The sequence below is a fragment of the Actinomadura macra NBRC 14102 genome (genome assembly GCF_001552215.1).
Lineage (GTDB): Bacteria > Actinomycetota > Actinomycetes > Streptosporangiales > Streptosporangiaceae > Spirillospora > Spirillospora macra.
Genome location: NZ_BCQT01000011.1, coordinates 1 through 22,786, shown reverse-complemented (window position 1 = coordinate 22,786; position 22,786 = coordinate 1). Strand labels below are relative to the sequence as shown.

Annotated in this window: 9 protein-coding genes; 3 read left to right on the top strand and 6 right to left on the bottom strand. The window is 71.5% G+C overall.

Annotated features, from left to right (window positions below; all coding sequences use genetic code 11):
• Positions 1-61: 61 nt before the first annotated feature.
• Together AMA02S_RS20005 and AMA02S_RS20000 are read right to left on the bottom strand one after the other, a co-directional pair.
• Positions 62-2,560, bottom strand: a complete 2,499-nt coding sequence (locus AMA02S_RS20005; RefSeq protein WP_067460892.1) for an ABC transporter permease — start codon at positions 2,558-2,560, stop codon at positions 62-64.
• A complete protein-coding gene (locus tag AMA02S_RS20000; protein ID WP_067460891.1) occupies positions 2,554-3,348 on the bottom strand; it encodes an ABC transporter ATP-binding protein in 795 nt (264 codons plus the stop codon). Before AMA02S_RS20000 ends, AMA02S_RS20005 begins: the two co-directional genes overlap by 7 nt.
• 132 nt (positions 3,349-3,480) lie before the next feature.
• Between AMA02S_RS20000 and AMA02S_RS19995 the strand changes: the two genes are divergently transcribed.
• The 3 genes from AMA02S_RS19995 to AMA02S_RS19985 all read left to right on the top strand — a co-directional run bounded on the left by AMA02S_RS19995 (position 3,481) and on the right by AMA02S_RS19985 (position 7,555).
• On the top strand, positions 3,481-4,767 hold the full coding sequence (locus tag AMA02S_RS19995; RefSeq protein ID WP_067460890.1) for a sensor histidine kinase: 1,287 nt from the start codon (positions 3,481-3,483) through the stop codon (positions 4,765-4,767).
• Complete coding sequence (locus AMA02S_RS19990; protein WP_067460889.1) at positions 4,740-5,399, top strand: response regulator transcription factor; 660 nt, start codon at positions 4,740-4,742, stop codon at positions 5,397-5,399. Before AMA02S_RS19995 ends, AMA02S_RS19990 begins: the two co-directional genes overlap by 28 nt.
• 374 nt (positions 5,400-5,773) lie before the next feature.
• Positions 5,774-7,555, top strand: a complete 1,782-nt coding sequence (locus tag AMA02S_RS19985) for an AfsR/SARP family transcriptional regulator (protein ID WP_067460888.1) — start codon at positions 5,774-5,776, stop codon at positions 7,553-7,555.
• On the opposite strand, the gene AMA02S_RS19980 is transcribed toward AMA02S_RS19985, so the two are convergent.
• The 4 genes from AMA02S_RS19980 to AMA02S_RS19965 form a co-directional block, all read right to left on the bottom strand.
• Positions 7,539-9,023 carry an MFS transporter gene (locus AMA02S_RS19980; RefSeq protein ID WP_157430737.1) on the bottom strand — a complete coding sequence of 495 codons (1,485 nt, stop codon included), beginning with the start codon at positions 9,021-9,023 and terminating at the stop codon, positions 7,539-7,541. The genes AMA02S_RS19985 and AMA02S_RS19980 overlap by 17 nt on opposite strands.
• Complete coding sequence (locus tag AMA02S_RS19975) at positions 9,020-9,979, bottom strand: ornithine carbamoyltransferase (protein ID WP_067460886.1); 960 nt, start codon at positions 9,977-9,979, stop codon at positions 9,020-9,022. The genes AMA02S_RS19980 and AMA02S_RS19975 overlap by 4 nt, the downstream gene beginning before the upstream one ends.
• A 28-nt stretch (positions 9,980-10,007) precedes the next feature.
• A complete protein-coding gene (locus tag AMA02S_RS19970) occupies positions 10,008-21,713 on the bottom strand; it encodes a non-ribosomal peptide synthetase (protein WP_067460885.1) in 11,706 nt (3,901 codons plus the stop codon).
• Positions 21,710-22,786, bottom strand: a 1,077-nt coding sequence (locus AMA02S_RS19965; RefSeq protein ID WP_157430736.1) for a non-ribosomal peptide synthetase, incomplete at its 5' end; no start/stop codon positions are given. The genes AMA02S_RS19970 and AMA02S_RS19965, both read right to left, overlap by 4 nt.

Genomic DNA, 22,786 nt, shown 5'->3' with positions numbered 1-22,786 from the left:
CCCCTACTCTGCTGGAGGGGTCTATACGGTTTCTGTACGCGCACACAGGTCGCCGCGAGGGTCATTCGCGGGTCCCCAGCGCCTCGACGGCGCGCATCCGCATCGCCGCGCGGGCCGGCAGCACCGAGGCCAGCAGTGCGATGACCACGCAGGCGGCCACCACCCCGCCCACCGGGGACCACGGGACCTCGACCGTCAGGCGTCCGGACAGGCTGAGAAGCCCCGCCACCACCCCGCCCATGCTCAAGACCGACACCAGCACGGCGAGCACCGCACCGATGCCGACCACGAGCAGGGACTCGGCCGCCACCACGCCGAGGACCTGCCGGCGGGTGGCGCCGGACAGGCGCAGGACGGCCTGGTCCCGGCTCCGGTCGGCGGTGGCCATCACCAGGGTGTTGGCGATCGCGATGGCGCAGTAGAGCAGGGCGACACCGAGGACCACGTACATGCCGAGCCGACTCTGCCGGCCGCTCTTGGCCTTGGCCGTGCCGATCCAGTCGGAGATGGCGACGGGCTGCGCGCCGAGCCGGTCGGTGGCCGCTCGCAGGGCGGCCAGCGCGGCGGCGCCGTCGGTGCCGGCACGCAGTTTCACATCGATCGACTCCGGCAAGGCGGGACCTGCGTTGCGCGGGGTGACGAACACGCTGTTGTCGCCCGTGCCCGTCTTGAGCACCGCGGCCACCACCAGCGAGGTCTTGGTGCCGTCGGCCAGCCACACGTCGATCCGCTCGCCGGGTTCACGGTTCCATTCCTGCGAGACGATGATCGAGTCGTCCGCCAGCCGGGTCGGGTCGCCCGACACCACGTGCAGATCGGCGACATCGGCGAGCGCCTGCGGCGTCACCGCCTGCGCCGGGTACTTCACCACGGCCTCGCCGTCCTCCAGGGCGAACAGGTCGGTCGGCGTCCGGACCACGGTCTGCACCCCGGGAACGGCCGCGACCCGGTCGACCACGGCCTGGTTGAGCCCGGGCGTGCCGGCGGGGGTCACGATGAAATCGGCCCGGTGCTGGTCGCGCAGCTCGCCCTGCTTCGCACCGTCGATGCTGGCGGTGGCGCCGAGCAGGGAGAACGCCAGGCCGACGGTGACCAGCACCGGCGCGGCGGTCGAGGCCGTCCTGCGGGCGGCGGTCAACGCGTTCTCCCGGACGATCATCGCCCCCGCGCCCGGCAGCAGGCCGAGCGGCCAGGCGACCAGCCGGGCCAGCGGCGGCACGATGACCGGGGCGAGCATCGCGAAACCGGCGATCAACAACATCGTCACGGGGATGTACTGCTTGCGGTTGGTCGCGCCGCCGGGGTCGCCGAGCACCGAGGCCAGCATCCACAGACCCGTCACCGTGCCGCCGGCTCCCAGTACCCAGCGACCGAGGGTCATGGCCCGGGTTTCCAGCGCGGCGTCGCGCAGCGCCTCGGCCGGGCGGATCCGGCCGGCCCGCCGCGACGCCGCCCAGACCCCGAGCAGCGAGACCGTGAGGCCCGTCGTGAAGGCCGCTGCCAGTGGCCACAGCGTCACCGGCACGGTGTAGGACGAGGGTGCGAGCTCCCGGTCGACCAGCCAGTCGCCGAGTGCGGGGGCGCAGACCGGCCCCAGGGCGCAGCCGATCGCCGCGGCGATCACGCCGACGACGAACGCCTCGGCGAACAGCATCCGCCGCACCTGCCGGGGCGTCGCGCCCACCGCGCGCAGCAACGCCAGTTCCCGGCGCCGCTGGGCGACCGCCAGGGCGAAGGTCGATGCGACGACGAAGACGGCCACGAACCCGCAGATCCCGCCCGCCGTGCCCAGCATGATCTTGGTGCCGTTCAGCGTGTCCTGCTCGGTGTCCTTGCCGCCGCCTCCGGTGCCGAGTCCGGCTCCGGCCGTGCGGGCCTGGTCGCCGGTGAGCACCTGGGCGGAGCCGTCCACGGCGTCGCGCAGTCGCGCCTGCGGTGCCGTGCTGATCACGGCGTCGATCCGCGGGGAGAGCCGGGCGGCCGCGGCATCGGTGAACAGCACCGCCGGTTCCGCCGCGCCCGGGTCGACCACCCCGACGACCCGGTACGTCACCGGGCCGCCGGCGGTGAGGACGGGAACCGCCGCGCCCGGACGAGGCCCACCCACGGGGAAGGCTGCCTCGCCGGGCGCGGCGGGGGCTCTACCCTCGACCAGCCGGTACGGCGCGTACTGGGCCACCGACCACGGTCGGCCGATCGTGACCCGGGGTCCGCCGGTGACGGCCGGCTGGGCGTAGAAGACACGGTCCTTGACGGCGCCGCCGAGCGCGGTGACCTTCGCCACGACAGCGGGGTCCAGCCCACGCGGCGCTTCGAGCTCGCGGGTCTTGGTCTTCTCTCCGATCCGCACGCTCAGGCTGCCGGGGGCGCGGACCACGGCGGGCGCGGCGCCGTACCGGACCGATCCCTCTTCGGCCGCGGACGTCGTCTTGGTGTCGAAGGCGGCCGCGAGGGCCAGCCCCATGGTGGCCACCAGGCCGACGCCCAGGCTGAGGGCGATGAACGACCCGACGAACGCGATCCAGCGGGCGCGGACCGTCAGCAGCGCGATCCTCAGCACGGCGCCGACTCCAGGTGGGTCATCTGGGCCGCGACGGCCTCGGCGGTCGGCCGGTCCATCTGGCCGACCAGCCGGCCGTCGGCGAGGAAGACCACGCGGTCGGCGTAGGAGGCGGCGATGGGGTCGTGCGTCACCATGACGATCGTCTGGCCGCGCTGGTCGACGAGGCTGCGCAGCATGGTCAGCACGTCGCGTGAGGTGGAGCTGTCCAGCGCTCCGGTCGGCTCGTCGGCGAACAGCACGGCGGGCCGGGTCACCAGCGCCCGCGCTATCGCGACGCGCTGCTGCTGGCCGCCCGACATCTGGCTCGGCCGGTGCCGGGCCCGGTCGGCGAGCCCCACGTCCTGGAGCACCTCGGTGATCTCGCTCTTCTTGGGGCGGCGGCCGGCCAGGTGCAGCGGCAGCCCCACGTTCTGCTCGGCGGTCAGGGAGGGCATCAGGTTGAACGACTGGAAGACGAAGCCGATCCGGTCGCGGCGCATGAGCGTCAGCCGTGTCTCGCCGAGGTCGGTCAGGTCGACGCCGGCCACGAAGACGCGTCCCTCGTCGGGCCGGTCGAGCCCGGCGGCGCACTGCAACAGCGTCGACTTGCCCGAGCCGGACGGGCCCATGATCGCGGTGAACGTGCCGCCGGTGAACTCCAGCGTCACCCCGGCGAGCGCCGTCACCTTGCCGTCACCAGACCCATATGTCCTGGTCACAGCGGCCAGGCGTACCGTCGCCTCGGACACCTCCGGGCCGGTCTCCGGTATCGCCTCTGCGGCGCTGTTCGTCCCCTTACCGTTCATATCGCCAGCCAACCGTCCCGACGCCGGTGAGCGCACTGGCGTTGCTGCGAGACTTCGAGGTAGCACTGGTACTACCTCGACGGTAGAACTGCTGCCATGGGTTCAGGCGTGCCTGGCTAGTACGGTCGTGCCATGCAATCACGCACGGCATGGCAGGCGCTGACCGGGCGGGGGTTCCTGGTCACCGGCTGGCCGTGGCGGGCGACGGTGTACCTGCTCACCGGGACACTGGCCGGCGCACTGGAACTGGTCCTCCTGAGCGTGGCGCTCACTGTGGGGATCGTGACGGGCGTCTTCCTCGTGGGAATACCGCTCCTTCTCGGGCTGGGCCTGTGCGGCCTGCCGGTCGCGGCGGCGGAGCGACGCCGACTGCGGCTGGTCGATCTGGAGCCCGCGCCCAGTCCGCATCGCGACCCCGAGCGTCCCGGCTTCTGGCCCTGGTTGCGGACCCGCTACCGCGAGCAGGCCACCTGGCGGGACCTGGCGTTCGCGATGCTGTCGGCGGCCGTGCTGTGGCCGGTGGAGCTGGCGGCCCTGGTGACCGGGCTGGCGGTGCCGGCGGCGCTGCTGACGGCCCCGGCGATCATGGCGGTGGCCAATCCGGACGGCGAGATGCGGCTGCTCAAGACCTGGACGCTCACCAGCACCTGGCAGGCCTGGGCCGTGCTGCCGGTCGGTGCCGTCGCCCTGCTGGTGGGGGCGTATCTGGTGACGGTGGTCGCCGCGGCGCGCGCCGCGCTCACCCGGCTGCTGGTGGCGCCACGCGAACCCGAGCTGACCGAGCGGGTCGACGAGCTGACCCGGTCGCGGGTGCGGCTCGTCGACGCCTTCGAGACCGAGCGGCGCCGGATCGAGCGCGACCTGCACGACGGCGCCCAGCAGCGCCTGGTCGCCCTGACCATGACCTTGGGGCTCGCCCGCACCACCAGCGGGCAGGAGACCGGCGAGCTGGTCTCCAAGGCGCACGCCGAGGCCAGGCTCGCCCTCGACGAGCTGCGTGAGCTGATCCACGGCATCTATCCCAAACTGCTCATCGACCGGGGCCTGCCCGTGGCGGTCGACGATCTGGCGGGCCGCTCCCCCGTCCCGGTCAAGACCGACCTCGACCTGCCCGGACGCCTCCCCGAGCCGGTGGAGAGCGCGCTCTACTTCGCGGTCAGCGAGGCGCTGGCCAATGTGGCCAAGCACAGCGCCGCGACCAGCGCCTGGGTGACGGCCGTCCGGCACGGCGACCACGTCAGGGTGGAGATCGGCGACGACGGGGTCGGCGGCGCGGCGACGGCACGGGGCACCGGGCTGGCCGGACTGGTCGACCGGATCTCCGTCGTCGGCGGCACGCTCGACCTGTCCAGCCCGCCCGGCGGGCCCACCCTCATACGGCTGGAGGTACCGTGCGCCCCGATCGACCGCTCCGCCTAGTCGTCGCCGAGGACAGCGTGCTGCTGCGCGAGGGGCTGGTCGGCCTGCTCGCCAGGTTCGGCCACGAGGTGGTGGTCGCCGTCGGCGACGCGGAGGAGCTGATCTCCGCGGTCAACGAGCACACACCCGACCTGGTACTGACGGACGTGCGGATGCCGCCCGAGTTCTCCGACGAGGGGCTGCGCGCCGCGGTGGAGCTGCGTTCGACCCACCCCGGGCTTGCGGTCCTGGTGCTCAGCCAGTATGTCCAGCACGCCTACGCGGCCGACCTCTTCGACTCGGTCGGCGGCCGGGGCGTCGGCTATCTGCTGAAGGACCGGGTCGGTGACATCGACGAGTTCCGCGGCGCGCTGGAGCAGGTGGCCGCCGGCGGCACGGTCGTCGACCCGGAGGTCGTCCGGCATCTGCTGCGCCGCCGGAACGATCCGCTGGCCCCGTTGACCGGCCGCGAACGGGAGGTACTGGCCCTGATGGCCGAGGGACGCACTAACGCCGGGATCGCCCGGGCGCTGACAGTGAGTGAGGCGGCGGTGGCCAAGCACATCGGGAACATTCTCACCAAGCTCGAACTGCCGCGCACCGAGGAGGACCATCGCCGGGTGCTGGCGGTACTCACCTATCTGCGCCGCTAGCTACCCGTTGGCCACATGTGGCCACGAGACCTCGCGGCGCAGTGGCCGCCGCTGACACGCCGCCACATTTCCAGTCAAGTGATTGTTCATGAGGCTTCTATACGTGGCCTATATCCGCTGTACGGAGCAGACCCCGCCCATCAGAACACCGGCCGACCCGAGGCTTTCCGGGTTGTCTTGTTTGGTTGACATCTGCCGCCCTAAAGAGCAATCATAATCAAGGAAAAAGCCGGGGATGGATTGCTCATATTCGCCAAAGAAGGAAAGTTACATATATAGACTCCAGCAGCTCAAGCACAACGGGGGAAAGCCAGGTCATGGAAATCTTGATTCTAGGGTCAATCGAGGCTCGCCTGAACGGCGTACCCATTTCATTGGACGGGGCCAAGCAGAAAACAGTTCTCGCCGCGCTACTGCTGTCGCGTGACCACATCCTGCCGGACGACCGGCTCAGCAGGCTGCTGTGGGGCGAGAACCCACCCGCCACAGCGAGCTCGCAGATCTACACATATGTCTCCCGGCTGCGCAAGTACCTGGGTGACGAGGTCAGCATCGCGCGCAAACCCCCGGGCTACATGATGAGCATCGGGCGCGCCGTACTTGATCATGAAATGTTCCAGCGACTGGCCCGCGCCGGGCAGCTGGATCTGAAGAACCGGCAATTCCGCAGCGCCAGCGAACACTTCCGGCAGGCACTTTCTCTCTGGCGCGGCCCAGCCCTCTCCAACGTCAGTGAATTCCTCGCCGAGGCTGAACTGCCGCGGCTGGAGGAGGCTCGGATGACCGCCATCGAGGAGCGTATGGAGGCACAGCTGGCGCTCGGGGAGCAGCTCCAGGTGATTCCCGAGCTCACCGGCCTGGTCGCCGAGCATCCACTGCGCGAGCGGCTGCGCGCGCAGCTCATGATCGCGCTGTACCGGGCCGGCCGGCAGGCCGACGCGCTCACGGTCTTCGACGCGGGCCGGCGGCTGCTGGCCGAGGAGCTCGGTGTCGATCCGGGTGCGCCGCTGACCGACACCTACCTGGCCATCCTGGCCAACGCCCCCGAACTCGACCGCGTCCGGGGGGCCGAACCGGTGCACGGCGTGGAACGGCACACGCTGCGGCCCCGGCTGCTGCCCCCCAACGTCATCGACTTCGCCGGCCGCGGCACCGAGCTGTCCGAGGTCGTCACGGCGCTGACCGCACGCCACGCCGCGGCCCCGGCCGCGATCGAGATCTCCGGGATGCCGGGCGTCGGCAAGAGCGCGCTCGCGCTGCGGGCCGCCCACGCCGCCAAGGACCACTTCCCGGACGGTCAGCTGTACGCCGACCTGGCACCGGCCGACGGCACTCCGCTCACCCCGGAGACCGTGGTGCTGTCGTTCCTGCGCGCGCTCGGGATGACCGACCGGGAAATCCCCGCCGAGTTCGGCGAGCGCGTCCGGCTGTACCGCACCTTGACCGCCGACCGCCGCGTGCTCGTCGTGCTCGACCACGCGGAGAGCGAGCGGCGGCTGCGCCCGCTGCTGCCCAGCGGTCAGGACTGCCGGACCCTGTTCACCGCCCGCCGGGACGTGGCATCCCGCGTCGGCGCCCACTCCGTCCGGCTGGAGAGCCTTGATCACGAGGGCTCCCTGGCCTTACTGACAAGGATCGTGGGTGACGAGCGACTCGCCGCGGAGCCGGCGGCCGCGCAGCGGATCGCCGCCCTGTGCGGCGGGCTGCCGCTGGCGCTGCGCGTCGTCGGCACACGGCTCTGCACCAAGCCCCACTGGCCGCTGGAGGCCATGGTCCGGCGGCTGGAATGGTCCTCCTCCCGGCTCGACGAACTGCGCTACGGCTCCCTCGACGTCCGGACCCGGATCGAGAGCGGATACCGGGAGCTCGACCAGCACGCACGCGACACCTTCGCGCTGCTGGGCCTGCTCGACGTTCCGGACTTCACCGCGCCGACGGCCTCGCGGGCGCTCTCGCTCTCCGAGACCGCGAGCGAAGAGATCCTGGAAACGCTCCTCGACGCGCGCATGCTCCAGGTGACCACCTGCGCGAAGACGGGATCCTTCCGCTACCGGTTCCACGAGCTGTTCCGGCTGTTCGCCCGCGAGAAGGCCACCGGCCGCACCCTCGACGGCATCATCGACGCCGACGGGGAGTCACTCACCGCCTCCTGCTGAGCCGCCGCCAGCGGGGACGCCGACCGGCGCGCTTGCGGTGGCGGCCGCCACCGCGGCCGCCACCGGCCGGTGCGACGGGCGGCGACGCCCCTTCGGCATCGCCCCGGTGACGGCCGCCCCGGTCCCCGTCTCCCGCGGGCGGGTCGGACGGTGCCGCGTCGACCTCGTCCTCGTCCTCGACGAGCGGGATGTCGCCCACCTTGTGCGGCACGGACCGGATCGCCGGGCTGATCGCGGTGGCGAGCGCAAGGCAGACCATGGCCGCCCCCAGCCCGAGCACCGTCGGGCGCGCCCCCCAGGTGTCGAGCGCGACCCCGGTCACCAGGGGGCCGAGGGCGCTGAGCCCGGAGCCGAGCAGGTCCATGACGCTGCCGGCGCGGCCCTGCATGCGGTCCGGGGTGGTGCGGACGAGATAGACCCCGCCGACCACGTTGAACGTGCCGGCGATGACCGAGATCACGATGAAGATCGCGCCGAGCGCCACCGGGTCGCGCACCACCGCGATCAGCGGCAGCAGCACCGCCCACGTGATGTTCCCCCAGATGACGATGGACCGCATGGTCAGCATCCGCATCCACAGCGGCCCGGTGGCGGCGCCCAGCACGCCGCCGACGCCACGAGCGACCAGGATCACCGCGAAGGCGGTCTTGGTCAGGTCCTTGTCGTGCTCGACCAGGTACGCGAGGGCGAGGCTGATGCCCTGGAAGAGCAGGTTGCTGCCGGCGATGACCACCATCACGGTGCGCAGGAACCGCTGGTGCCACACCCAGGCGAGCCCCTGCCGGATCGGTCCGAGGATCCCCTTGGGACGCCGCTGGGCCGGGCGCTGGAGGTCCTTCCTGATGAACAGCAGCCCACACAGCCCGAACAGGTGGCTGAGGGCGGTGAAGGTCGTCGGCCACCAGTGCGCGAGCCCGTAGATCGTGGTTCCGAGTGGCTGTCCCAGCAGCCCGGCGGCCCGGCCGCGCGCCTCGTTCTGCGCCAGCGCCGTCGAGAGCTGGGACGGGGGGACGAGGTTGCGCACCGCACCGCGTTCGGCCTGCTTGTAGAAGATGGTCAGCGACGACTCGACGAAGGCCGCGACGACCAGGTGCGGTAGCCACAGCCGGCCGAACGCCAGCGCGAGCGCCACGCTCCCCAGCGCGAGCGCGGCGCCGCCGTTGCAGGCGGTCATCAGCCATTTGCGGTTCCAGCGATCCACCAGGGCGCCGGCCGGCAGCTGGACGATGAGGTTGGGCAGGAGCGCGGCGAAGCCGACCAGCCCCGCCGCCGTCCCCGAACCGGTCAGGAACACCACCAGCAGCGGATAGGTGATCGCGCTGACCCGGGTGCCGAGCAGCGAGGCCGCCGCCCCGCTCCACAGCAGCAGGAAGTCGCGATTGCGGCGGAGCGGGGGCGGCGGGACGTCCGGCGGGTGCGATCCGTCCGGTGGGCCGGCGATCACCGGGAGCCGCCGCACGGTGCTCATCGCCCGGACGAACCGCCTGCGGAGCCGGCGCCGATCACACCGTGCCGGCACCACTCCAGCGCCGCCATCGCGCTGTGCATCTTGTTCTCGGCCTGGTCGAAGGCGATGCTCATCGGCCCGTCCAGGACCTCGGCGGTGACCTCGTCGCCCCGGTGCGCGGGCAGGTCGTGCATGAAGACGGCCTTGGGGCTGCCCTCCCACAGCGCGGCGGTGACGCGGAAGGCGGCGAAGAGCGTCCGCCAGTCCGGGTCAGGCTTGGTCGTCCCCGTCGTCTCCCACCTGGTGGTGTAGACGGCGTCGAAGTCGCCGGGCAGATCGTCCATGTGGTGGTGCTCGGCGACCGTCGCGCCGGCGCTCGCGGCCTGCCGGACGGCGCGCTCCCGGATCGCGTCGGCCAGGCCGTAGCCGGGCGGGGTGCGCAGCTCCAGCCGGGTGCCCTCGAAGCGGCTGAGCGCCAGCGCCAGCGACGCCGCGGTGTTGTTGCCCTCCCCCACGTAGAGCACTCTCAGCCCCTCGACCCGGCCGAACCGGCGCGACAGCGTCACCAGGTCGGCGAGTGCCTGGGTCGGGTGCTCGTCGGCGCTCATCGCGTTGACGACGGCCATCCGGTCCTGCCCGTGTGCCCAGGCCCGCATCTCCGCCGGATCCCCGGAAGTCCGGGCGACCAGCATGTCGAGCATCCGGGCGAAGACCCGGCCGGTGTCCTGCACCGTCTCGCCGGTGTTGGTCTGCAGGTCGTTCGGCCCGAACGTGACGATCTGCGCGCCGAGGCGCAGCGCGCCGCTGGAGAACGCGGTGCGGGTCCGGGTCGAGGTCTTGCGGAAGTAGATCCCCACCACCTGGTCCGCCAGGGTGCGGTCAGGGGTGTGCTCGCGGGCGGCGAACCGGGTTCCGCGCGAGACGATCGAGCGCAGGTCGGCATCGGTCAGGTCGTTGATCGAGATGAGGTGTCGCACGGCTGTTGTCTCCTCTGCTCGTCGCCGGTCAGGCCGGGTCCGCGGGATCCGCGGGGGCCGCGGCGGTGTGTCCCGCCCGCCATTCGTCGGCCAGCCGGCCCCGTCCGAAGTCTCCGTCCCGGCGGCCGAGCGTGGCCACCAGCAGACGCACGACGGCACCGCCGGACTCACCGTTGGTGAGCGCGACGAAGCCGGTGCCGCCGCCGACGCGGCTGATCGACATGTTCCAGTAGCCGATCGGCTCGCCGCCGTGGCCGAACTCCAGGTCCGCGCCGGTGTCGTCGACGATGGAGCCGAGACCGTAGAAGGCGCCCGGGTGCGGCACCAGCATCTGGTGGGCCCGCTCCGTCCCGATCAGGACGGACTCCTCGCCGCGGTGCGCCCGGCGGATCTCCCGGGCGATCTTGGTCAGGTCCTCGGCGGTGGTCCACAGCCCGGCCGCCGCCACTTCGAGCCGGACCCGCCAGCCGCCCTCGATCGGCGAGCCGTCGGGCGCGTGCCCGACCGCCACGGACCGGCCGGAGGTCTCCGGGAAGCGCTGGTGGTAGCTGCTGGCGTCCATTCCCAGCGGGCCGAGTACCAGCGTGTCCATCAGCTCCGTGAAGGGCAGCCCGGTGACGTCCTCCATCACCTGCTGGAGCACCGACCAGTTGACGTTGGCCTTGCGGTACACGGCGCCGGGCGTGCCCGCCGCGCGGACCGGCGGCGTGGTCACCGGCGGCCGCCCGCACAGCAGGTCGAGCAACGACGGGACGGGTTCGTCGCGCCGGTAACCCTTGTTGGGGGCGAGGCTCAGCCCCGAGGTGTTGCCCAGTAGATGCCGCACGGTGATGACGGGCGGCGGTGCGCCGTCCTCGGAGCCCGGAACCTGCCAGGACGTCAGGTACCGGTTGACGTCCTCGTCGAGGTCGAGCCGGCCCTGTTCGACCAGGGTCAGCGCCCCGAGGGCGGTCACGTGCTTGCTGATGGAGCCGGCCTGGAAGAGTGTGTCCGGGGTGACCGGGTCCGTTCCGCCCATGGCCAGGACGCCGTGCGCGTGCAGTTCGGCAGGTTCACCGTCGCGCAGGACCGCGATGCTGACGCCCGGCACATGCTCGTCCTTCATGGTGGTCAGCAGACCGGGTATCGGCTCGGTGGTGGCGCGCCGGCGCGGGGCCGGGGCGGTGGCCGCCGGGCGTTCGACGAGTTCGGCGACCCTGGTCAGGTGCTCCACGGCGAGCCGGGTGACCGCGACCTCGTCCAGGTCGCCGGCCGGGTAGGTCCACCGGACCCGCAGTCGCCCGGCGCGGACGCACGCGTCGACCTCCAGTGGACGGGGGCGGGCCCCCTTGGACGGCGGGGCGCCGTGCACCGGCCGGCCGGCGCCGGTGACGTGGCGCAGACCGACCTGAGGTTCGGGCAGTCCGGCCAGCTCCGCGGCGACGTCGTCATCGGGATCGAGGCGGAGGAGTCCGTAGCCGATGCCCCGGTCCGGGATGGCGTCGAGCTGGCCCCGGACGGACCTGAGCACTGAGGCGGGTTCGCGTTTCGACGGCAGCCAGAGCTGTACCGGGTGGCGATGCCCGAAGAGGCCCACGGCGCGGCCGATGCCGGACCGGCCATCGTCCTCCAGGTCGATCAGCACCCGGTCGCCGCCCGTCCACCGGGTGAGCACGAGCCCGAGCGCGGCCAACAGGACCTGCGTCGCGCCGTCGCCCGGCAGCGCGGCGGTGAGGTCGGGCGGCAGTTCGACCTCGACCGTGCCGCGCTCGTCGGTCCGGGCGTCGCCCAGCGGAAGCGGCGCGGCCGGCGCCCGGTTGAGCCACAGGTGGGCCTGGGCCTCGATCTCCTCGTCCGCGGCGAGCCCGGCCAGCCGGCGTGCCCACTCCGCGAAGGACTCCGCGGCGGGCAACTCCGGCGCCTTCCCCGCGGACAGCGCCCGGACGGCGCTCTCCAGGTCGGCCGCGAGGATCGCGACGGACGTCTCGTCGGCCAGCACCGGATCGACGCGCAGGACGATCCGGTCCCGGTCGGCTTCGGCGCTCAGCGCGGCGTGGCCCATGGCCTCCTCGACGGGCGCCACCCGCGCCGTCCCCGCCTCGGCGTTCACGCGGAGCCGGAGTGCGTCGTGGTGTCCCACCACCGCGCGCAGGGCCCGGTCGAGGATTTCCGGGTCGACCGCGTGGCCCATGGCGATGTGCGCCTCGTGGGTGTGCTCGCTCCCCTGGGCCGGCGACCGGCCCAGCAGCATCCGCTGGAGCGGGGTGAGCGGCACCTCTGGCGCGGGGTCTGGCATGGGCTCTTGCGCGGGGGCGTCCTGGTCGATGGCAGCGGCCAGATCCTCCAGCGTCTCGTGCTGGTACATCCGCCACACCGACACGGTGAGCCCTGCTCGGCGGGCGGCCGCCAGGACCTGGATCATGAGGATCGAGTGCCCGCCGAGGTCGAGGAACTTGTCGTGCACCCCGACCTGCGCGACGTTCAGCACCCGGGACCAGATGTCGGCGAGGATCCGCTCGGTCTTGGTGCGCGGCGCGACGAACGCCTGCCCGGCCGCCATCGCCGACCGGTCCGGGTCGGGCAGCGCGGAGCGGTCGAGTTTGCCGTTGGCGTTGAGCGGGATCTCCTCCAGCCGGACGAAGGCGGCCGGGACCATGTACTCCGGCAGCCGTTCCGAGCAGTACTCGGTCAGCCCGTCCACGGTGGTGGCGGCGACGTAGTAGGCCACCAAGAGCGTGTTGTCCGGAGTGGGACGGAACGTGGTCACCGCAACGTCCTGGACCGCGTCATGGCCGGCAAGCACGGTACGGATCTCGCCCGGCTCCACCCGGTAGCCGCGGATCTTGACCTGGTCGTCGACTCGGCCGATGAACTCGACGTTGCCGTCTGCGGCGCGGCGCACGAGGTCACCTGTGCGGTAGAGACGCGCGCCTGGCTCTGCGAAGGGGTCGGGAACAAACCGGTCAGCGGTCAGCTCCGGGCGGCCCGCATACCCGCGCGCCACCCCCACACCACCGACGTACAGTTCACCGACCACCCCGACCGGAACCGGGCGCATCCCCGCGTCCAGCACGTACATGGTCATGTTCGGCAGCGGCGACCCGATCGGCACCACGTCCCACTCACCGCGTCCGTTGATCGGGAAGGTGCAGGTGCCTACGGTCGCCTCGGTCGGCCCGTACTCGTTGATCAGGCGGCCGGGGCCGAGGATCTCCGCGGCGTCACCCGCCGCCTCCCCGGCGAACGCCTCGCCCGCGACCAGCACGACGTCGGCCAGCCGCCCGGCCTGCTCGGTGTTCAGCTGCTGGGCCAGGACCCGCAGATGCCCGGGAGTGAGTTTGATGAAGCTGAACGGGCCCGCCTCGGCGAGCGCGGGGCCCAGGTCAGCGAGATCGAGGTCTTGCGGGAAGATTCGTACGGGCTGGCCGCAGATCAGCGGAGCCCACAGGTTGGGCACCGGCAAGTCGAACGCCACCGAAGAAAACAGCGCCCCGCCACCAGTACCGCGGGAGGCCAGCTCGTCGGCCGCCCACCGCACGTGGTTGACCAGGCCCCGGTGGGTCACCTGCACACCCTTGGGACGCCCCGTCGAACCCGAAGTGAAGATCACATACGCCAGGCTCTCCGGATCCACCGCCACATCCAGCGGCCCATCATCCAGCCCGAGCAGTGCCTCCCAGTCCACCGACGTGACCGACAACCCCGCACCGGCATCGGACAGCATCGACGCCACCCGATCCACGGGATAGGAGGGGTCGATGGGGACGTAGGCGGCGCCCGCCTTCCACACACCCAGCAACACCGCAACCAGATCCGGGCCACGATCCAACTGCACACCCACCGCCGACTCCGGCCCCACACCCTGAGCCTGGAGATGACGCGCGAACCGGTTCGCGCGGGCATCCAACTCCGCGAACGACAGCGCACCACCAGCCCACACCACCGCCTCCACAGCAGGCGACCGGCACACCTGCTGCTCGAACAACTCGCGCACCGACACCGACGGCACCACCGCCGACGTCCGATTCCACCCCGACACCACCAACTCACGTTCACCCTCAGGCAGGTAAACCGCCTGCGCATCACCCTCCGGATCGGCGGCCATCGACTCCAGCACCGCCCGGTACATGGCCACGAGACGATCGGCGTTCTCCCGGCTCAGCGCATGGGTGTCCGTCGTGAGCACGAGATACCCGGAGACCGCGGCGACCGCCAGCGCGAATTCCGTGGCGCCCTCGCCCTGGCTCGACTCGACGTCAACGACCTCGGTGTCGACCTGGTGGAAGTCCTGGTAACTGAAGCGCACATCGACGAGCCGCTTACCGCCGGCCAGCCGCTGGATCTCCGGCATCGGGAAACGGCGCCGCGGCCAGACCTCCACCTCGCGGGCGAAGGTCCGCTCCACCAGTTCCCGCCAGGTGCGGGCGCCGCGCTCGTGGGCGAACGGCAGCGTGTTGAGGTACATGCCGTACACGCGGTCGGCCCCCAGCGCCTCCGGACGCGCGCTGCAGACCAGGCCGGTGATGAACGACTCCTCGCCGGTCACCATGCTCAGGACCTTCAGATGCGCCGCGAGCAGCACGGTCTTCAGGGAGGTCCGCGACCTGGCGGCGAGGCCGCGCAGCCCGGTCTCCAGCTCGCGCAGCGGGACACCGGCGCGATACTTCTCGCGGGGCGCGCCCGTGTCGCCCGCCCATGCCTCGGGCAGGGTGAGCCGTGCGTGCCGGTCGAGAATGCCGCGCCAGTAGCCACGATCCTCATCGGACGCGATGGAACGACGCTCGGCCGCGATGAAGTCGGCGTACCGCACCGACGGAGGCTCGGCCGGTTCCGGCTCGGCTCCGTCCCGGATCCGCCGGTAGACGTCCAGCAGTTCCATCAGCATCGACCGGTGGCTCCAGCCCTCGGTGATCGCATGGCACACGGTCACCGTCAGCCACCAGGCTTCGTCGCTCTCCTGGTGAACCGCCATCCGCAACAGCGAGGACTCGTCCAGCTCGAACAGCCTCGCCCGCTCCGCCGCCACGAACTCGCGGAGTTCCGCCTGCGTGTCCAGCCCGCGCAGATCGTGCGCGGACACACCGATCTCGGTGGAGGCGTGCACCAGCTGCATCGGCGTCGAGAAGGTGTCCAGGTCGAACGAGGTGCGCAGCATCTCGTGGCGTTCCGCCATGACCGCCACCGCTCGCCGGAACGACGCCTCCGAGAGCGGAGCGTCGTCGCGGATCCGGAACGAGGAAACGTTGTGATAGGCGTGCAGGCCGTTGTCGGCCAGCATCTCGACCAGCATTCCGAGCTGCACCTGCGACATCGGGTAGGCGTCCACGACGCCGTCCGGGAGCGCCGCCCGGTCCGCCGCGGAGATCTGCTCGAACGGCGCGACCGCGCGCTCCACCTCCGGCCGCGCGGGGCGCCCGGTGAGGAACTCGGACAGCGCGGCGACGGTGCGGTACTCGAACACGTCCCGGACCGCGACGTCGAACCCGGCGGCGCGTAGCGCACCCACGAGCGCGACCGCCCTGATGGAATGGCCGCCGATATCGAAGAATCCGTCGTGGACCCCAACGCGCTCCAGACCGAGCACCTGGGCCCAGACTTCGGCGATCTGCGCCTCGGTCACCGTCCGCGGGACGGTGAAGCGGTCGGTCTCGGTGCCGTCGAAGTCAGGGAGTGCGGAGCGGTCGAGTTTGCCGTTGGCGTTGAGCGGGATCTGCTCCAACCGGACGAACACAGCCGGCACCATGTACTCCGGCAACCGCTGCCCACAGAACTCACTCAGACCCGGCACATCCTGCTCGGCGACGTAGTAGCCCACCAGGCGCTCGCCATCGGCCACCACCGCGGCATCCCGCACCGCCTCATGACCCACCAGCACCGTACGGACCTCACCCGGCTCCACCCGGTACCCACGGATCTTGACCTGATCATCCACCCGGCCGACGAACTCCACGTTGCCGTCGGCGGCGCGCCGCACCAGATCACCTGTCCGATACAGACGCGCCCCCTGGCCCGCGAACGGGTCGGGCACAAACCTGTCAGCGGTCAACTCCGGGCGGCCCGCATACCCCCGCGCCACACCCACACCACCGACGTACAGTTCACCGACCACCCCGACCGGAACCGGACGCATCCCCGCGTCCAGCACATACATGGTCATGTTCGGTAGTGGGCGCCCGATCGGCACCACATCCCAGCCCGCATCCTGCGGGACCGGGAAGGTGCAGGTGCCTACGGTCGCCTCGGTCGGCCCATACTCATTGACCACCGGACCGGTGAACCCCAACCCCCGCACCCGCTCCAACGTCCGCCGCGTAAACGGCTCCCCCGCCACCAACAACACATCCGCCAACCCACCCACATTCACCAACCGCTCCACCACGACATCCAACTGACCCGGCGTCAACTTGATGAAGCTGAACGGACCGGCCTCGACCAACGCGGCGCCCAGGTCAGCGAGATCGAGGTCTTGCGGGAAGATTCGTACGGGCTGGCCGCAGATCAGCGGAGCCCACAGGTTGGGCACCGGCAGATCAAACGCCACCGAAGAAAACAGCGCCCCGCCACCAGTACCGCGGGAGGCCAGCTCGTCGGCCGCCCACCGCACGTGGTTGACCAGGCCCCGGTGGGTCACCTGCACACCCTTGGGACGCCCCGTCGAACCCGAAGTGAAGATCACATACGCCAGGCTCTCCGGATCCACCGCCACATCCAGCGGCCCATCATCCAGCCCGAGCAGTGCCTCCCAGTCCACCGACGTGACCGACAACCCCGCACCGGCATCGGACAGCATCGACGCCACCCGATCCACGGGATAGGAGGGGTCGATGGGGACGTAGGCGGCGCCCGCCTTCCACACACCCAGCAACACCGCAACCAGATCCGGGCCACGATCCAACTGCACACCCACCGCCGACTCCGGCCCCACACCCTGAGCCTGGAGATGACGCGCGAACCGGTTCGCGCGGGCATCCAACTCCGCGAACGACAGCGCACCACCAGCCCACACCACCGCCTCCGCAGCAGGCGACCGGCACACCTGCTGCTCGAACAACTCGCGCACCGACACCGACGGCACCACCGCCGACGTCCGATTCCACCCCGACACCACCAACTCACGTTCACCCTCAGGCAGGTAGACCGCCTGCGCATCACCCTCCGGATCGGCGGCCATCGACTCCAGCACCGCCCGGTACATCGAGGCCAGACGGTCGGCGTTCTCACGAGTGAGGTTGGGGGTGTTGCAGGACAGGATGAGGTAGCCGACGCGGGCGGAGACGGCGAAGGCGAACTCGGTCGGGCTCTCGTCGATGCTGGCGAGGTAGTCGATCAGCTCGGTGTCGACCTGGTGGAAATCCTGGTAGCTGAAGCTGGTCTCGACGAGCCGGTCACCACCGCTCATCCGCTGGATCTCCGGCATCGGGAAACGGCGGTGCGGCCACAGCTCCACCTCGCGGGCGAACACCTGCCGCAGCAGGTCCCGCCAGGTGCGGGCGCCGCGCTCGTGGGCCAGCGGCAGCGTGTTGAGGTACATGCCGTACACGCGGTCGGCGCCGGTGACCTCCGGACGCGCGTTGCAGACGAGACCGGTGAAGAACGACTCCTCGGCGGTCAGCGTGCTCAGGACCTTCAGATGCGCCGACAGCAGGACGCTCTTGAGTGACACCTGGGTCTGGCTGGCGAGAGCGCGCAGGTCGTCCACGAGGTCGTAGAACATGACCGGGACGACATATCCCTCGCGGTCCGCGTCCGGGCCCTCACCCCAGCCCTGTGGCCAGACGAACTTGGCGTGGTCGCGGACGATCCCCGACCAGTAGGCGCGGTCCTCGTCCGACCGGAGCGCCTCCTGCTCGGCGGCGATGAAGTCCGCGTACCGGACCGGTGGGTGGACCAGCGGCTCGGGCTCGGCTCCGTCCCGGAGCCGCCGGTAGGCGTCCATCAGCTCCATCAGCAGCGTGTGATGGCTCCAGCCCTCCAGGATCGGGTGGCACTCGGTGGTCGACAGCCACCAGACATCGTTGTCGCAGACGTAGGCGAACAGCCGCAGCAGCGGCGGGGCACCGAGGTCGAACAGCTCGGCGCGGTTCCGGGCGGTGTAGTCGTGCAGGGCCCGCCGTTGCTCCTCCTCGTCCCGGCCGCGCAGGTCCGCCATGCCCAGCGGCATCTGCGCGCCGGCGTGGACGAGCTGGAGCGGCTCGGAATAGGACTCCAGGTCAAAGGAGGTACGCAGCACCTCGTGCCGCTCCACGACCAGCGCGACCGCCCGCCGGAAGGCGTCCATGTCGAACGGTGCGTCGTCGCGGATCCGGAACGACGTCACGTTGTGGTACTTGTTCGTGCCGTCACCGGACAGCATCTCGACGATCATGCCGAGCTGGACGCGCGAGAGTGGATAGGCGTCAACGACACCGTCCGGGAGCACCGCCCGGTCCGCGTCGGAGATCTGCTCGAACGGCGCGACCCCGGCCACCGGTCCGGTGCTCTCCGTCGCGTCCCCGGACAGGTCCAGGGCCTCGCACAGCGCGGCGACGGTTCGGTGGTCGAAGATGTCGCGGACCGTGACGGCGAAGCCCGCCTCCTTCATCGCGCCGGCGAGCGCGACCGCGCGGATGGAGTCGCCGCCGAGGTCGAAGAAGCCGTCGTGCACGCCGACGCCGTCCACGCCGAGCGCTCCGGCCCAGATCGCGGCGACCCGCTCCTCGGCCGGGGTGCGCGGGGCCACGAACTCCCGTCCCGACCCGAGCGCGGCGCGGTCCGGAGCGGGCAGCGCCGCCCGGTCCACCTTCCCGTTGGCGGTCAGCGGGATCGCGCCGATCGGCACGTAGGCGGCGGGCACCATGTAGTCCGGCAGCGCCGCGCCGCAGTACGCGTCCAGGTCTGCGTGGGACGGCAGGTCGCCGACGGCCGGCACGCAGTAGGCCACCAGCCGGGCGCCGCCCTCGGCGCCGTCGTCGTCGGCGACGACGACCGCGTCGCGCAGGCCGGGGTGGCGGGCCAGCACCGAGCGGATCTCGCCCGGCTCGATCCGGTAGCCGCGGATCTTGACCTGGTCGTCCACCCGGCCGGCGAACTCCACGTCACCGGCCGCCGTCGCGCGGCCGAGGTCGCCGGTGCGGTACAGCCGCGCGCCGGGCGGCCCGAACGGGTCGGGCACGTAGCGTTCGGCGGTCAGGTCCGGACGGTTCACGTAGCCGCGGGTGACCCCGGCGCCGCCGATGTAGATTTCGCCGACGACCCCGGCGGGCACCGGCTGCATCAGCGCGTCCAGCACGTACATCGTCGTCGCCGGGATGGGGTGGCCGATCGAGACCAGCTCCGCCCGGGTGCCGCCGGTGACCTCCAGCCCGGAGTTGCCGACCGTGATCTCGGTCGGGCCGTACTCGGCGGCGAGCCGGGTACCGTCCGGTCCCGCCAGCTCGCGCCACCGGTCGGCGAGCCGGGCGGTGAAGGCGTCGCCCGCCGCGATCGCCAGGCCAGCCAGGCCGGCCAGCCGCTCCGCGTCCAGTTGCTCGGTGAGCAGCGCGAGGTGGCCGGGGGTGACCTTGACGAACGAGTAGGGCGCCCGCTCCGTCAGCAGCTCACCCAGTTCGGTGATCTCGAACTCCTGCGGCAGCAGGTGCACGGGCTGCCCGACCATGAGCGGCGTGTAGAGGTCCGGGACGCCCAGGTCGAAGGCGATCGAGGAGAACAGCGGCGCCCCACCGGAACCTGCCGAGGCGTACGCGCCGATCGTCCAGTCGAGGTAACCGGCCAGACCCCGGTGCGGGACCAGCACGCCCTTGGGACGGCCGGTCGAACCGGAGGTGTAGATGACGTAGGCGAGGGTGTCGGGGTCGGTCGCGGGCAGAACCGGAGCCTCGTCCACCGCGTCGTCCAGGCCACCGCGGTCCACCAGCAGGCGGTCACCGCTGTGGATGCCGTCCAGGAGGGATTCGTGCCGCGTCTCGGTCACCACCAGCCGGGCGCCGGTGTCACCGAGGATGTAGCCGAGCCGGTCGGCCGGGTAGGACGGGTCGAGCGGCACGTAGGCACCGCCCGCCCGCCAGATCCCGAGCAGGCAGGCCACCATGTCCGGGCCGCGGTCCAGCAGGACCCCGACCAGTGTCTCGGTGCCGACGCCGAGGCTGCGCAGCCGCCGCGCGAACAGGTCGGCCCGCGCGTCCAGTTCCGCGAACGACGTCTCGGATTCCCGGGTCGTCACGGCGACGGCGTCCGGGGTCCGGGCCGCCCATCCGGCGATCACCTGGTGGACGGGACGCGGCGGGACGGCCGGCTCCGGGCCCGCACCGGCGGCGAGCAGCCCGTCGCGCTCGGCGGCCGGCAGGAGGTCGACGGTCGAGGCCCGCGCGTCCGGGTCGGCCACGACGTTCTCCAGCAACCGGACCAGGTGCCCGGTCAGGCGCCGCGCGGTCTCCGCGTCGAACAGGGCCGTCGCGTACTCCAGGCGGCCGCTCATGCCGCCGTCCGCTCCGGCCTCGATCTGGAGCGTCAGGTCGAAGCGGGCCGTGCGGGCCGTCGCCTCAACCGCCGTGACCTCGATCCCCGGCAGGTCGAACAGCGCGGCCCGCGGCTCGACCAGGTCGAACACGACCTGGAACAGCGGCGTGCGGGACAGGTCGCGGTCCGGCTGCAACTCATCGACCAGGCGGGCGAAGGGGACGTCCTGGTGGTCGAAGGCGTCCAGCGTCATCGTCCGGCCGTGTGCCAGCAGTTCGGCGAAGGTCGGGTCGCCGTCCCAGCGGGCCCGCAGCACGAGGCTGTTGATGCCGTAGCCGATGAGGCGCTGTAGCTCGGGCCGCTCGCGTCCGGACACGGCCGTGCCCACGGCGACGTCCGTGGTCCCGGTGTAGCGGGCGAGCAGGAGCTGGAAGCCGGTGAGCAGCACCACGAACGGGGTCACGCCGTGCCGCGCCGCCATGTCGCGCACGCCTTCGGCGAGCCCGGCGGGGAAGTCGAAGGTCACCAGCGCACCCGCGCGGTCGCGGACGGCCGAGCGCGGCCGGTCGGTCGGCGGCTCAAGCGGGTTCAGGCCCGCCAGCCGGTCCCGCCAGTACCCGAGGTGCCGCTCCAGGGTCTGCCCCGACATTCGGTCGCGCTCCCACGCGGCGAAGTCGGCGTACTGGACGGGGAGCGGTTCGAGCGACGGTTGCAGGCCCGCGGCGAACGCCCGGTACGCCGCGCTCAGCTCGTCGGCGAGCAGTCCCGTCGACCAGGCGTCGCAGGCGATGTGGTGGAACGCCATGACCAGCAGGTGGTCATCGCCGGCAAGCCGCACCAGCCGGACCCGGGCCGGCCACTCGTGCTCCAGGTCGAACCCGGTGGCGGCCTCCCGCTCGGCCAGCGCGAACGCCCTGCCCCACCGTTCGTCCTCGGGAACCGAGGCGAGGTCGGTCAGCGGCACTTCCCTGTCCGCGGCCGGATCGATCACCTGGACCGGCTCGTCTCCGGCCATCGCGTAGCGGGTGCGCAACACCTCATGGCGTCCGACGACAGTGTTCCAGGCTCGGGCGAAGGCGGCGACGTCCAGTTGGCCGCGCAGCCGCAGCACCATCGGGACGAGGTACTCCGTGCCGTCCGGGTCGAGGCGGTTGAGGAACCACATCTGCTGCTGCCCGAACGACAGCGGCAGCCGCCCCGAACGGTCCGCCGGTGCGATCGCCTGCCGGCCGCCGCCCTGCCCCCGCCCCTGGAGCCGCCTGCGCAGCATTTCCGCCCGAAGCTCCGCGGGGTTTGACGTCACGATCTCGCCCGTGCTCATGCCTCTCCCTCAGTGTCCACCGCCAGCGCGGCGTCCGACAGCGCGTCGATCTCCGCCCTGACCTGCTCCTCGATCGCCGCGGCCTGGCCTGCGACGGTCGGCCGTTCGAAGATCGTCCGGACCCGCAGCTCGATCTCGAAGGCGCCCTGCAGGGCGGAGATCAGCCGGATGGCCAGGATCGAGTTCCCGCCGATCTGGAAGAAGTTGTGCTCGACGCCCACCTGGACGCCCAGCAGCTCCGTCCACAGCTCCGCGACCCGCTCCTCGACGACGTTGCGCGGCTTCACGAACTCGGGTCCGGCCGGATCCGCCTCCGGGTCGGGGAGTGCGGAGCGGTCGAGTTTGCCGTTGGCGTTGAGCGGGATCTCCTCCAACCGGACGAACACAGCCGGCACCATGTACTCCGGCAACCGATTCGAGCAGTACTCGGCAAGCTCATCCAGAGCGTCATCGGCGACGTAGTAGCCCACCAACCGCTCACCATCGGCCACCACCGCGGCATCCCGCACCGCCTCATGCGCGACCAGCACCGTACGGACCTCACCCGGCTCCACCCGGTACCCACGGATCTTGACCTGATCATCCACCCGGCCGACGAACTCCACGTTCCCGTCAGGTGCGCGCCGCACCAGATCACCTGTCCGATACAGACGCGCCCCCTGGCCCGCGAACGGGTCGGGCACAAACCTGTCAGCGGTCAACTCCGGGCGGCCCGCATACCCCCGCGCCACACCCACACCACCGACGTACAGTTCACCGACCACCCCGACCGGAACCGGACGCATCCCCGCGTCCAGCACATACATGGTCATGTTCGGTAGTGGGCGCCCGATCGGCACCACATCCCAGCCCGCATCCTGCGGGACCGGGAAGGTGCAGGTGCCTACGGTCGCCTCGGTCGGCCCATACTCATTGACCACCGGACCGGTGAACCCCAACCCCCGCACCCGCTCCAACGTCCGCCGCGTAAACGGCTCCCCCGCCACCAACAACACATCCGCCAACCCACCCACATTCACCAACCGCTCCACCACGACATCCAACTGACCCGGCGTCAACTTGATGAAGCTGAA